8 protein-coding genes are annotated in these 14,455 nt (G+C 56.9%); 3 read left to right on the top strand and 5 right to left on the bottom strand.

Annotated features, from left to right (window positions below):
• Positions 1-108: 108 nt before the first annotated feature.
• Together OKC40_RS09150 and OKC40_RS09155 are read left to right on the top strand one after the other, a co-directional pair.
• Entirely contained in the window at positions 109-2,736 is a 2,628-nt protein-coding gene (locus OKC40_RS09150) for an AAA family ATPase (protein WP_270794907.1), read from the top strand.
• Between the two features lie 118 nt (positions 2,737-2,854).
• Positions 2,855-3,340: a GNAT family N-acetyltransferase gene (locus OKC40_RS09155; protein WP_182938194.1), complete on the top strand. Its 486-nt coding sequence runs from the start codon at positions 2,855-2,857 to the stop codon at positions 3,338-3,340.
• Between the two features lie 123 nt (positions 3,341-3,463).
• Here the strand turns inward: OKC40_RS09155 and eno are convergent, their stop codons facing one another.
• The 5 genes from eno to rlmD all read right to left on the bottom strand — a co-directional run bounded on the left by eno (position 3,464) and on the right by rlmD (position 11,579).
• Positions 3,464-4,765 carry a phosphopyruvate hydratase gene (gene eno, locus OKC40_RS09160; RefSeq protein WP_270794908.1) on the bottom strand — a complete coding sequence of 434 codons (1,302 nt, stop codon included), beginning with the start codon at positions 4,763-4,765 and terminating at the stop codon, positions 3,464-3,466.
• Between the two features lie 88 nt (positions 4,766-4,853).
• Entirely contained in the window at positions 4,854-6,491 is a 1,638-nt protein-coding gene (gene pyrG, locus OKC40_RS09165) for a glutamine hydrolyzing CTP synthase (protein WP_033135024.1), read from the bottom strand.
• A gap of 141 nt (positions 6,492-6,632) precedes the next feature.
• A complete protein-coding gene (gene mazG, locus OKC40_RS09170) occupies positions 6,633-7,430 on the bottom strand; it encodes a nucleoside triphosphate pyrophosphohydrolase (protein WP_270794911.1) in 798 nt (265 codons plus the stop codon).
• Positions 7,431-7,610: 180 nt separating this feature from the next.
• Positions 7,611-9,824 (bottom strand): GTP diphosphokinase, encoded by a 2,214-nt coding sequence (gene relA / locus OKC40_RS09175; RefSeq protein ID WP_182938196.1) that lies wholly within the window; start codon positions 9,822-9,824, stop codon positions 7,611-7,613.
• A gap of 432 nt (positions 9,825-10,256) precedes the next feature.
• Positions 10,257-11,579 (bottom strand): 23S rRNA (uracil(1939)-C(5))-methyltransferase RlmD, encoded by a 1,323-nt coding sequence (rlmD, locus tag OKC40_RS09180; protein WP_182938197.1) that lies wholly within the window; start codon positions 11,577-11,579, stop codon positions 10,257-10,259.
• A gap of 153 nt (positions 11,580-11,732) precedes the next feature.
• On the opposite strand from rlmD, the gene barA reads away from it, so the two are divergent.
• Positions 11,733-14,450 carry a two-component sensor histidine kinase BarA gene (gene barA, locus OKC40_RS09185; protein ID WP_182938198.1) on the top strand — a complete coding sequence of 906 codons (2,718 nt, stop codon included), beginning with the start codon at positions 11,733-11,735 and terminating at the stop codon, positions 14,448-14,450.
• Positions 14,451-14,455 lie beyond the last annotated feature (5 nt).

The raw sequence follows: 14,455 nt of genomic DNA on the forward strand, positions 1-14,455 counted from the left end.
AATGAGCGTTCACATTGGTCCGGAAATGGTGTTCACGTTGAACCGGAATCGGTGTTCATGATCAGCCGGAATATGCAGTAATTACTTTTTGAGACAACAGGAAGCTTTATGGCAAGTGTTTACTCGGAATATCACCGTTTTCTTGCATATCTATCACAGCAAGATGTGCCGGATGATGTGCGTCGACTTGCACACCTAGTGCTCGCTCATCTTCAACCCCTTTCAGAGGTCGGCGCAACACGCCGTGGCCGATCAACCCGACTAGCACCATTGGCTATTGAACATCTGGCACAAATGCCAGTCGAGTACACAGGTGATACACATCGAGCAGAAGCAGTGCCTACAGCTGGTCGCTTGCTACGGCTCGAAGTCGGTCCATTTCGCGGATTCATGCGCCAAGAAATATTCGACCTTAGCCATGATATAACGCTGATCTATGGAGCTAATGGGACTGGTAAAAGCAGCTTCTGCGAGGCATTAGAAGTGGCGATGCTGGGCTCCATTAGCGAGGCACAGATCAAACGGGTAGATCGGCGACTTTACTGTAACAATGCCCGACTGCGCAGACATGTAGCACCAACCTTATTTGCTGAAGATCCTCATGGGACCCAGCTCCCCCTTCAACCCGACGAAGCAGAATACCGCTTCTGCTTTATCGAGAAAAACCGGCTAGATGACTTCGCTCGTATTGCCGCTAGGACTCCGAGCGATCAACGACAGCTAATCGCAACATTATTCGGTGTAGAGCAGTTCAGCGAATTCGTTCGTGGATTCAACCCTTCGTTAGACCAAAATCTTATACTGGCCGGCCCCCTAGCTTCTCAACTTGCTCAGCTTCGCCAGCAACTAACAAACGCTGAACAGATAATCTCAGCTCATTCACAAAAAGTAGCGGGAATCGAATTACAAGAAGTAGCCTTGGCGCAGCGCATTTGGCCAGATGCGACATATCAGTGGTTCGTTGATTGGTTGCTTGGGACCCCGCACCAACAGGGTCGCCTGCCATATTTGCAAGCCCAGCTAAATGCGATTCCGCCAACGATCCACAATGTTACCCAAGCACAACTACAGGCTCGGCTGGAAGATGCATACCGTGTCAATGGATTATGGCAAGACACCTCACAGCAACTCGCAGCTCGAGCAGGGGAAGTGTCATACGCCAAGCTTTATGACGCGGTGTTAGCACTTTCCGATGGAGCGACTGTATGTCCTGCATGTGGCACCGGACTTGCTGCTGTAAGACAGAATCCCTTCACAAAAGCTCGTGTGGGTTTGGAACAACTGGCACAACTTGCTGTTCTTCAGCAGCAGGGGGAATCTCTTCGGGCACAGTTGAATGAGGCTGTTCGAATATTGTGGGAGGAAATGCGTCGAGTAGTGGAAGTTGGTACACGAGCTTGTCCTGCTGAACTACAAGCCGCAGGGCTCCCTATCTTACCGACGTCATATGCAGGAGATTGGCTAAGAACATGGGTCGATGGTGAACAGCATGCTTGGTCAGCTTTACTGCAAATCGCCAGCATTATTGAGGGTTTTGATGCACAGGCTAGAGCCATCCACGAACAACGCTCTGCGTTAATCCAAGAACGGGATAGCTTAGATCAATATCGGTTGGAAATTGAACGGTTGCGAGTTATGCGAGAAACAGTAGAACAAGATCTCGCATCAGCTCGCCAGACTGTAGCTCAATTCGTAGAGACAAACAGCGAACTGATTCAGGCAGTAGAAGATGAAGCGCCTTTGGTATCTCATCATCAACGGGTCAAGGCAGCCTATGATGGCTTTATTCCTAAGATCCAAGCCTATCTGGCCGCACTACCTAGCCTCCTCCTACAAGGATTAGGGGAACAGGCATGTAATCTCTACAATGCTTTCAATCGTGATGACCCACCCGGAGACCTACTCCACGCGCTGTGGCTGCCTGTGGCGGAGAACGGTGATATCGACATAGAGTTTGCAGGTGAACCTGGCGTCCGTTACGACGCCCTGATAGTTCTTAGCGAAGGACACATCAAATGTCTTGGCCTAGCAATCTTGCTTGCGAAGAACATCTCTCAGGGCTGTTCTGTGGTTATTTTCGATGATGTTGTAAATGCAATTGATGATGAACACAGAAATGGTATCTGGCGTACTTTCTTCCAAGACGGGCTTTTGGATGATAAACAGGTCATTCTGACCTCTCACGCAGAAGAATTTCTACATCGTATTCAACAAGAGCTAGGGGCTGGCCGTGCAGCAGCCATTAAGCAATATAAGTTCCTGCCCCATCATGGTGAACATGATCTTCGGGTTGATAGCCATCCCCCCATGAAGAACTACGTTCTACTGGCCCAACAAGCATTAGAGAACGATGAGAAGCGCGAGGCATTGCGCCAAGCTAGACCCGCACTTGAGAGCCTTACTGATCGACTGTGGTCCTGGTTGGGGCGCCGCGGGGATGGTCGCATTGATATCAAACTCAGCGGGCCCCGTTCACCTTGGGAACTGAACAACAAGTGCTCCAAATTACGCTCAGCAGTTGAGCGTATCGCAGCCCAACATGTAGGAGCGCCTGAGGCTGTTGCCGCACTGGTTCGCCTGCTCAACATCAATGGTACGAGTATTGAGTGGGGCTATCTCAATGGTGGCGTACATGACTCCCAGCGTGACCATGAATTTGACCGATCTACAGTAAGAACAATTATCGAATCCATTGTCTCATTAGATACAGCACTCGATCGCATGCAAAACAGATGAAAATATGCATGTCATATTGTACAGGTCTAGTTATCACCTGACAGCAGCCTCCAGTTGGTGCCTTGCTCCACTTGCTATCACAGCCAATAACGGTTTGACGAATGCGCCAAGGAGATAAATGAAGCCTGACTTAACCGGCACACGGATTGTGCTGCGCACCATTGGCCCGCAGGATGCCGCCGATCTGTTCGAGATTTATGGCAATCCACTGACCATGGAGTTTGCCTCTGATCCCTGCTTTACCTCTCTCGCCATGGTGGCACAGATGATGGCGAGCGTGGTGCGGCTGGAGCAAACGGGGGAGTCGCTGGAGTGGGCGATTGTCGAGCGGGAGGGCAACAAGGTGATCGGCACCTGCGGCCTGCACAGTTTCAGCGAGGCGGGTCGCTGCTGCGAGGTGGGCTGTCTGCTTAATGCGGCCTATTGGCGCAGAGGGTTTATGTCGGAAGCGCTGGGATTGCTGTTCGCCCACGCGAGCACGCTGGGAGTCACCCGCCTCACCGCAGATATCGATGCAGATAACGTCCGCTCTATCGCCCTGTTTAAAAAGCTGGGCTTCAAGGCGCATGCAGGGCGCTATCAGCGCATGCTGCCCTTTGTCTGACCCTAGACCAGAGGCACCACGCCCTCGCCTCTCGGGCCGTTGTGGCAAGGATCAGACATAAAAAAACCGGAACCCAAGGGTTCCGGTTTTTTTCATTCCAGCCGAGGCTGGCAAACCAGCAAATTAAGCCTGGTTTTTAACTTCTTTCAGACCGCGGAAAGGAGCTTTGGCACCCAGAGCTTCTTCGATACGGATCAGCTGGTTGTACTTGGCAACACGGTCAGAACGGCTCATGGAACCGGTCTTGATCTGGCCAGCAGCGGTACCAACAGCCAGGTCGGCGATGGTCGCGTCTTCGGTCTCACCGGAGCGGTGGGAGATGACGGCAGTGTAGCCAGCGTCTTTGGCCATCTTGATGGCAGCCAGAGTTTCGGTCAGGGAACCGATCTGGTTGAACTTGATCAGGATGGAGTTGGCAACGCTGTTGTCGATACCACGCTTCAGGATCTTGGTGTTGGTTACGAACAGGTCGTCACCCACGATCTGGATTTTCTTGCCCAGTTCAGCAGTCTGGTAAGCAAAACCGTCCCAGTCAGATTCGTCCAGGCCATCTTCGATGGAGACGATCGGGAACTTGGTGGTCAGGTCAGCCAGGTAGTCAGAGAACTCGTTGGAGGTGAAGATACGACCTTCGCCTTTCAGGTTGTACTCTTTCTTCTCTGCGTCGTAGAACTCGGAAGCAGCACAGTCCATCGCCAGAGTGATGTCGGTGCCCAGCTTGTAACCGGCAGCAGCAACAGCTTCAGCGATAACTTCCAGCGCTTCGGCGTTGGATTTCAGGTTAGGAGCGAAACCACCTTCGTCACCGACTGCAGTGTTGTAGCCCTTGGACTTCAGCACTTTGGCCAGGTTGTGGAACACTTCAGCGCCCATGCGGACAGCTTCTTTCAGGGTCTTGGCGCCAACCGGCTGGATCATGAACTCCTGGATGTCGACGTTGTTGTCGGCGTGCTCACCACCGTTGATGATGTTCATCATCGGCAGCGGCATGGAGTAAACACCAGCAGTGCCATTCAGCTCGGCGATGTGGGCGTACAGCGGCATGCCTTTGGCAGCAGCAGCAGCTTTGGCGTTAGCCAGGGAAACAGCCAGAATGGCGTTGGCGCCGAACTTGGATTTGTTCTCGGTACCGTCGAGGTCGATCATGATCTGGTCAACAGTGGCCTGGTCCTTGGCATCTTTACCCAGCAGAGCTTGAGCGATCGGGCCGTTTACGGCTTCGAGGGCTTTCAGCACGCCTTTACCCAGGAAACGGCTCTTGTCGCCGTCACGCAGTTCCAGCGCTTCGCGGGAACCGGTAGACGCGCCAGACGGAGCGGCTGCCATACCAACAAAACCACCTTCCAGGTGAACTTCGGCCTCAACGGTCGGGTTACCACGGGAGTCGATGATTTCACGACCGATCACTTTAACGATCTTGGACATGTGTATTTCCTCAGGTTTCGTAAAAAAACAACAAAAATATGCCAAAAAAAGCGGCTGTGGCACAGGCCCCAACCGCATTTATTTTAAATTACTTCAAATTACGCTTCTGATACTCGCCTGCCGCCTTCACAAAACCGGCAAACAGAGCGTGGCCATCACGGGGAGTTGAGGTGAACTCCGGGTGGAACTGCGCGGCCACGAACCAGGGGTGATCCGGGATCTCGATGATTTCCACCAACTTCTTGTCGGCGGAGAGACCGGTCACTTTCAGACCTGCCGCTTCAATCTGCGGCAGCAGCTTGTTGTTCACTTCGTAACGGTGACGGTGACGCTCGTAAATGGTCGGGCTGCCGTACATCTGACGCACCTTGGAATCGTCGACCAGGTGGCAGAGCTGGGAACCCAGACGCATGGTACCGCCCAGATCAGACTTCTCGGTACGGGTCTCGACGTTGCCTTCTTCATCCACCCACTCGGTGATGAGGCCGACGACCGGGTACGCGCAATCTTTCTTGAATTCGGAGGAGTGAGCCCCTTCCATGCCCGCCACGTTGCGAGCGAATTCGATCATGGCAACCTGCATGCCGAGGCAGATACCCAGGTAGGGGATCTTGTTCTCGCGCGCATACTGGGCCGCCTGGATTTTGCCTTCCACGCCACGCTCACCGAAGCCACCCGGTACCAGGATCGCATCCAGACCTTCCAGCAGCTCGGAGCCACGGGTCTCGATGTCCTGGGAGTCGATGTACTTGATGGTGACGGAAAGACGGGTCTTCAGACCACCGTGCTTGAGCGCCTCGTTGACGGACTTGTAAGCATCCGGCAGGGATACGTACTTGCCGACCATACCGATGGTCACTTCTGCAGTCGGGTTGGCCTCTTCAAAGACAACTTGTTCCCACTCGGACAAGTCCGCTTCTTTGCACTCCAGACCGAAACGCTCGGTGAAATAGGAGTCCAGATTCTGGGATTTCAGCAGTGCCGGGATCTTGTAGATGGAGTCGACGTCTTTCATGGAGATGACGGCGCGCTCGGGCACGTTACAGAACAGGGCGATCTTGGCGCGCTCGTTGGCCGGAATAGCACGGTCGGAGCGGCAGATCAGCACATCCGGCTGGATACCGATGGAGAGCAGCTCTTTGACGGAGTGCTGGGTCGGCTTGGTCTTCACTTCACCGGCAGCAGCCAGGTAAGGAACCAGGGTCAGGTGCATGAACATGGCGCTGTTGCGGCCCACTTCGGCAGCCAGCTGACGAATGGCTTCGAGGAACGGCAGGGACTCGATGTCACCTACGGTACCGCCCACTTCGACGATGGCAACCTGATGGCCTTCGGCACCGGCAATCACCCGCTCTTTGATGGCGTTGGTGATGTGCGGGATAACCTGAATGGTGGCGCCCAGATAGTCACCACGACGCTCTTTACGCAGTACGTCGGCGTAGATACGGCCGGTGGTAAAGTTGTTGCGACGGGTCATCTTGGTGCGGATGAAACGCTCGTAGTGGCCCAAATCAAGATCGGTTTCGGCCCCGTCCTCGGTTACGAACACTTCACCATGCTGGGTCGGGCTCATGGTGCCCGGATCCACGTTGATGTACGGGTCCAGTTTCATGATGGTCACATCCAGACCACGGGCTTCCAGAATGGCTGCCAGAGAAGCTGCGGCAATGCCTTTGCCGAGGGATGAAACAACGCCACCAGTAACAAAAATATATTTGGTCGTCATGCTGAACCTGAAAGAAGTTTAGGGAATTTTAAGGGGTGCTTCGGGGATGAAGCAGGACGGGGAAACAGTATACCAAAAACCCCTCTCCCAAACAATGAGCAAAAATCTATCAGGCTCACCGCCCCCCCATCTTGCGCCAAATCAACTTTGCTCGGTTTCCTTGGCCCGATCCCAGGCAGCATCGAGCTTTTCGAGGGTGCAATCGGTCATTTTCAAGCCTTCTGCGGCGATAAACTGCTCAACCTGACGAAAACGACGTTCGAACTTGGCATTGGCGCCCCGCAGTACCTGCTCCGGATCCTTGCCCAGATGACGCACCAGATTGACGGTGGCAAACAGCAGGTCGCCGAGCTCGTCGCTCACCCGCGCCTCGTCCACATCGGCCATCAGCGCCTCTTCCATCACCTCGTCGATCTCTTCGTGGATCTTGTCCACCACCGGCCCCAGCGTCTTCCAGTCAAAACCGACGGTGGCGCAGCGTTTCTGAATTTTGGCAGCGCGGGTCAGCGCCGGCAGCGCCTGCGGGATATCGTCCAGCACGCTCTCTTGATCGAGAGCTGCTCGCTCCTTGGCTTTTTCCGCCTCCCAGTTCGCTTTTACCGCCTGCTCGTTGGAAAGGTCTGCATCGGAAAACACATGGGGATGACGGCGAATCAGTTTTTCACTCACCGTGTCGACGATATCGGCAAAGTCGAACAAGCCCCGCTCTTTACCCAGCTGGGCGTAGAACACCACCTGAAACAGCAGATCGCCCAGCTCCCCTTTCAGCCCCTGCCAATCCTCGGTCTCGATGGCATCGGCCACTTCGTAGGCCTCTTCCAGGGTGTGCGGCACTATGCTCTGGAAGCTCTGTTTCAGATCCCAGGGGCAGCCGTTTTGCGGATCGCGCAGACGAGCCATGATGTCGAGCAGTTGAGAGAGGTCGTAACGTTGAGACATGAGCTACTCACTTTCGATTCGTTAAATGGGGATAAAGCGACATCACGCCGCACAGCCGAACAATCTCATGTCGAGCACTTGGGAGAGCTCGTAACGTTGAGACATGGGATATTCGCTTGTTGATTCGTTCAAAAAGGGTCGGAAATGCAGACCGGCCACAGGGGCCGGTCGGTTCGATAATTACAGCCGCTTGGCGCTGATCACATCGTTTAGTTGGCTGAGCTTGGCCAACGCCCGGTTGAAGGCGTTGATGTTGTAAATCTCCAGCTCCATGTCGATCTCGGCGGTCTGCTCACGCACGTTGGAGCGCGAGCGCACCCCCATTACATTGATCTTCTCGTTGGCCAGCACGGTGGTGATATCGCGCAGCAGGCCGGAGCGATCGTTGGAGATAATCCGGATGGTGAGGCCGTAGCCGCCGGAGTAGTTCTCCCCCCACACCGCATCGATCAGCCGCTCCGGGTTGCGCCGTGACAGCTCTTTCAACTGCTCGCAATCTTCACGGTGGATTGAGACGCCACGCCCCATGGTGATGAAGCCCTGAATGGAGTCCCCCGGGATCGGCTGGCAGCAGCGGGCGATATGGGTCATCAGATTGCCGACCCCTTCCACTACTATGTGATCCTTGGGCTTGTGGCGCATCGGCGCGTTGGCCTTCTGCTCCAGCTTCTCCAGCAGGCGACGATCTTCCTCTTCCGCCGTCGGCTTGTTGTAGCAGGTGTCGAGATAGTTGAGCACCTGGTTGATGCGGATATCGCCGCTGCCGATACCGGCAAGCAGATCGTCGGTGCTCTCCAGATTGAAGCGGCGCAGCATGTTGCCCTTGTCGATCTTGGACATGCTGAGGTTGTGGCGATCCAGCTCCTTCTCGAACAGCTCGCGACCGGCCACGATATTCTTGTCCCGATCCAGCTTTCTGAACCAGGTCGCCACCTTGGCCCGCGCTCGGCTGGAGCGCAGGAAGCCGGAGTTGGGGTTCATCCAGTCGCGGCTCGGGTTCGGCTCTTTCTGGGTGATCACCTCCACCTGATCGCCGGTCTGCAGCGCGTAGGTAAACGGCACGATGCGACCGTCTATCTTGGCGCCGATGCAGCGGTGGCCGATCATGCTGTGGACGTGATAGGCAAAATCGAGCGGGGTGGCGCCCGCAGGCAGGTCGATCACATCCCCTTTCGGAGTGAAGACGTAGACCCGGTCCTCGAACACCTGACTGCGCAGATCCTCGAGCAGGGAGCCGCTCTCGGAGAGATCCTCCTGCCAGGCGAGCAGCTTGCGCAGCCACTCGATCTTGTCTTCGAAGGTGTTGGCCTTGCCGCCTGCCTGTGCCCCTTCCTTGTATCGCCAGTGCGCCGCGACGCCGAGCTCGGCATCCTGATGCATCTGGTCGGTACGGATCTGGATCTCGACCGTCTTGCCCTCCGGCCCCACCACTACGGTGTGGATCGACTGATAGCCGTTGGGTTTGGGGTTGGCGACATAGTCGTCAAACTCGCGAGGAATGTGGTGGAACTGGGTATGCACGATACCGAGCGCCGCATAGCAATCCTGCAGCCGCTTGGTCACTACCCGCACCGCGCGCACGTCGAACAACTCGTTGAATTCGAGGTGCTTCTTCTGCATCTTGCGCCAGATGCTGTAGATGTGTTTCGGCCGACCGTACACCTCGGCGTCAACTCCCGCCTCTTTCAACCCATTACGCAGGGATTGCACAAACTCGCGGATATAGCGCTCGCGGTCGAGCCGCTTCTCGTCGAGCTGCTTGGCGATCTGCTTGTAGGTATCCGGGTGCAGATAACGGAAGGCGAGATCTTCCAGCTCCCACTTGAGCTGGCCGATGCCGAGACGGTTGGCGAGCGGCGCATAGATATTGGTGATCTCCTGGGCCATCAGCACCCGGGTCTCTTCATCTGCTGTCTTCGCTTCCCGCAGGCAGGCGATCCGCTCCGCCAGCTTGATCACCACGGCACGCACATCCTCGACCATGGCAAGCAACATGCGACGCACGTTGTCGACCTGCTCCGGCGAGGTTTCGCTGCGATGGAGGGTTTGCAGGGAGCGGATGGCTTCCATCTCCAGCACCCCTTCCACTAGCTTGGCGATCTTGGAGCCAAAGTCTTCGTCCATCCGCTCCTGGCTGATGAGACCGGCTTCGACGAAGGGGTAGATGATGGCCGCTTTGAGGGTACCGATATCCATGCTGAGCATCTGCAGGATGCCCACCATTTCGATGCCGCGCACCAGCAACTTGCTGGTCAGCGCCTCGTCACCGAGCGTCAGACAGTACTGGTAAACGGTTCGCAGCTGATCCTTGTCACTGTCACTCAAGGAGAGCGAGCCGACCCACTCCTCCAGGGTGAAGTTGTCTTTCAAATGAATATCGCGAACCGCAACCATGGTATCAATCCTTTAAATTATCGGGCCGAAAGCTGTCACTTTCTCCCTCTCATGAGATTGCCTCAAATGGGGATATCCAGCGCACTTTTCAAGGCATATTGTCCAGAAAGACAATAGAGCGCGCCAACAGGCCCTGCCGAACGACAAGGGTCTAGATTACCCCAATCACATCTGATCAAACAGCCGGATGACCTATCCGGCATCGCCAAACTGATGAGTCATTTGCTCCCATTCAAACAGCACCATGAATTCCAGATGACCGCTGCTACGGAACATCTGGATACCCCACAGCCTAGATCCGTTCAAACAGTGCCATGGACTCCAGATGGCCGCTGCTACGGAACATCTGGATACCCCACAGCCTAGATCCGTTCAAACAGTGCCATGGACTCCAGATGACCGCTGCTATGGAACATCTGGATACCCCACAGCCTAGATCCGTTCAAACAGCGCCATGGACTCCAGATGACCGGTGTGAGGGAACATGTCGAGCATACCGAGACGCACCAGACGATAACCCCCTTTCACCAGCACCTGACTGTCCCGCGCCAGGGTGACCGGGTTACAGGAGACGTAGACCACCCGCTTGGGTGAAAGTTTCACGACGTGCCCCATCACTTCCTGCGCACCGGGGCGAGCCGGATCCAGCAGCACCAGATCAAACCCTTCCCGCGCCCAGGACATGCCGACGATGTCATCGCTCAGGTCGGCCTTGTAGAAACGGGCATTGGTGATGCCGTTGCGACGGGCGTTCTCTTCGGCCCGTTGCACCATGGCCAGTTCACCTTCGACACCCACCACTTCGCGAGCCTGACGGGCCAGCGGCAGGGTGAAGTTGCCGATACCGCAGAACAGATCGAGCACCTTGTCATCCTTGCTCGCCCCGAGCCATGTCAGCGCCTGCTCCACCATGCTCTGGTTGATGGGGCCGTTGACCTGAATGAAATCACCGGGAGCAAATGCAAGAGACAGGCCATCCAGCGAGTAGGATGGGGAAAATTGTTGCTGCAGCGCTTCGATACGATCATCGGCGGCCTGCAGATAGAGGTCGATCCCCTGCGCTTTGGCAAACTCCACCAGCAGGGCGCGATCCGCCTCATTGGGGCGGCCGGTGTGGCGCAGCAGCATCATGATCCCCTGCTCGGCCTGAATCAGCTCGGCATGGCCCAGCTCGCGCTGGCTCTTGAGGCGATTGAGGCACTCACGCAGTGCAGGGATCAAGGCAGAGAGCGGCTCGGCCAGCACCGGGCAACCGTCAATCTCCACCAGATCATTGCTGTTGCGGCGGCGGAAACCGACCCGGGTGCAGCGACCGTTCTTGTCAAATTTGATGGCCAGACGACAGACCCGGCGGTAGGCGCGATCTTCACCGGTCAGTACCGGCTCCAGTGCCGGCGCCTTGATGTTGCCCAACCGCTCGAACAGGCTGACCAGCCCGGCCGCCTTGGCCGCTTGCTGATCGGCAACCGACATGTGCTGGGCACTGCAACCGCCGCACTCGCGATAGTGGCTGCAAAAGGGGGCGATACGATTGGCCGCTGGGGTCACCACCTGTTGCAAGGCGGCGTGACCATACTGTTTTTTCTCTTCGGTGATGCGTGCCTTGACGGTCTCGCCGGGCAGAGCCCCTTCGACGAAGATCGCCTTGCCCTGATGGCGACCGATACCGACGCAGTGGTGATCGAGGGTGTCTATCGTAAATTCAATGCGTTGGAGCTGGGTGGACTTCTTTTGGGGCTTGAAAAACTGGGCCATAAAACTTGGTGCCTATAGGTGGCTATGTCATGATTGTGGAATCTGCTGCCGGGTATTGTCCCACAAGAATAATAGTATGACCAAATACGGCCTGAGAGCCCGTGCATTGCCATCAACCCTATCGCCAACCCTGTTCACTGGTGGCCTGTTCGTATGACCAAATATGGCCTGAGAGCACGCGTTCTCGCCTTCACCATTCTGCCGACCCTGATCATCGGTGGCCTGATGGCCGGTTACTTCACCTTCCACCGCTACCAGCAGCTGGAAAACAACCTCATTGATCAGGGGATCAACATCATCGAACCGCTGGCGATCGCCAGTGAATATGGCATGACCCAGCACAGTCGCGAATCCCTCAAGCGGCTGATTGGCCTGACCCATCGCAAGAACTCCCCCTTCATCAAATCCATCGCGGTCTTCACCCAGGACAACCAGCTGTTCGTCACCTCGAACTACCACCGGGATTTCACCCGGCTCAGACTGCCCGATGGCGAGCCGATTCCGGATCTGACCAGCGTGACGTTTCAGGGGGACGACATCATTTTGCGCACCCCGATCCAGGCCGAAACCAGCCTCGATGGCTTTCCGCTGCCCAGCGATGTAGAGCCGCCGATGATCGGCTACATCTCGATGCAGATGGCGACCGATCGGGCCATGCTGCTGCAGTACCGCGACACCTTCTTTGCGGTGATCATGGTGCTCATCGGGGTCGCCTTCAGTACCCTGTTTGGCTTCCGTCTGGTCAAGAGCGTGACCCAGCCCATCACCAACATGGTGCAGGCAGTGCACAAGATTAGGGAAGGGCGGCTCGATACCCGGGTCAGCGGCGAGCTCACCGGCGAGCTCGATATGCTGAAAAACGGCATCAACGCCATGGCCAAGGCGCTCTCCGAATATCACGAAGAGATGCAGCAGAATATCGATCAGGCCACCTCGGATTTGCGCGAAACGCTGGAGCAGATCGAGATCCAGAACGTCGAGCTCGACATGGCCAAGAAACGGGCGCAGGAGGCGGCGCGGGTCAAGTCGGAGTTTCTGGCCAACATGTCCCACGAGCTGCGCACGCCGCTCAACGGCGTCATCGGTTTTACCCGCCAACTGCTGAAAACCAGCCTGACCCCGAGCCAGACCGACTACATGCAGACCATCGAGAAGTCGGCGCGCAACCTGCTTGGCATCATCAACGACATCCTCGACTTCTCGAAGCTGGAGGCGGGCAAGTTGCAGCTGGAGCATATTCCGTTCAGCCTGCGCGACACCCTCAACGAGACCATGCACCTGCTCGGCCCCAGCGCCCACGACAAGCAACTGGAGCTCTCGCTACGGGTAGATGCCGACGTGCCGGACTCCCTCACCGGCGACCCCATGCGGCTGCAGCAGGTGCTGACCAACCTCGCCGGCAACGCCATCAAGTTCACCGAACAGGGCAACGTGGATGTCCATATCGAGCAGATAGGCAGCGGCAACCACAAGGTGAGACTCAACATCCAGATCCGCGATACCGGTATCGGCATCTCGCAAGAGCAGCAGCGCCAACTGTTCCAGGCCTTCAATCAGGCCGACTCCTCCATCTCCCGCCGTTATGGCGGCACCGGCCTTGGCCTGGTCATCACCCAGAAGCTGGTGCAGCAGATGGGGGGCCAGATCCGCTTCGAGTCGGAGCTGGACAAGGGCTCGATCTTCTCGTTCAGTCTCGATGTGGAGGTCTCGCCCCTGCCCCAGACCGATCAATTGCCGCTGGATCGGATCCGTGGCAAACGGCTCTGGCTGCTGGAGCCGGATCCCTTCGCTCAAGCCTCCCTGCTCGCCCTGCTGGCGGAGTGGCAACTCGACGTGCAGCCACTGACCAGCGATGACCCCTGGCCCGAAATGAGCGAGCAGGAGATGGTGATCATCGGCAGCAGCCCCCTGCATACGCCACAGCAGGTGATTGGCCGCCTCGACAGCCTGAGCGGCCAGCAGCAGAACACCATAGTGTTGCTCAGCAGCCACGAGCCGGCGCTCTACGAGGCGATGCTGGCCCACGGCGCCCAGCACTGCCTCTCCAAACCGGTCAACCACCGCAAGCTGCTGCACGCCCTGCTCTCGCCCGAGGCGAGCCGCCAGAAGCTGCCCGCGCAGCCTGCGCCGCGCCAGTTGCAACCGATCAAGGTGCTGGCGGTGGATGACAACGCCGCCAACCTCAAGCTGATCGCCGCCATGCTCAAAGAGATGGTGAGTCAGGTGGTGGTGTGCAAGAACGGCAAGGAGGCGGTTAAACAGGCCCAGAGCCAGCCGTTCGACATCATCTTCATGGATATCCAGATGCCGATCATGGATGGCATCAGCGCCACCCAGGCGATCCGCAACCAGTCACTCAACACCACCACCCCGATCGTGGCGGTGACCGCCCACGCCATCCCCGGCGAGCGGGAACGACTGATCCGCCAGGGGATGGACGACTATCTGGCCAAGCCCATCGACGAGACCATGCTGGCCCAGCTCATCACCGACTTTGCCTATCGCCGCCACCAGAATGACGGCGCCCAGCAGATAGACTGGGCGCTGGCGGTGCGTCAGGCGGCGGGCAAAGAGGATCTCGCCAAAGAGATGCTGACCATGCTGCTGGCCAGTTTCGACGAAGTCGAGCCGGTGCTGGATAGCGCACTGGCGGGCGAAATTGAAGATAGCGAAGTACTGGCCCAGCTCCATCGCCTCAACGGTGGCTGTGCCTATTCCGGGGTGCCGGGGCTGCAACGGCTGCTCTCCCAGCTGGAGCAACAGCTGCGAGACGGCGTACCGGTCAGCGAGCTGGAACCCGAGCTGCTGGAGCTGCAAGATGCGCTGGAACTGGTGCGCCAGGAGGCGCCCCGTTATCTCGGTAAGGCTTGATGAGC

It is taken from the genome of Aeromonas sp. QDB11 (genome assembly GCF_027705265.1).
Taxonomy (GTDB): domain Bacteria; phylum Pseudomonadota; class Gammaproteobacteria; order Enterobacterales; family Aeromonadaceae; genus Aeromonas; species Aeromonas allosaccharophila.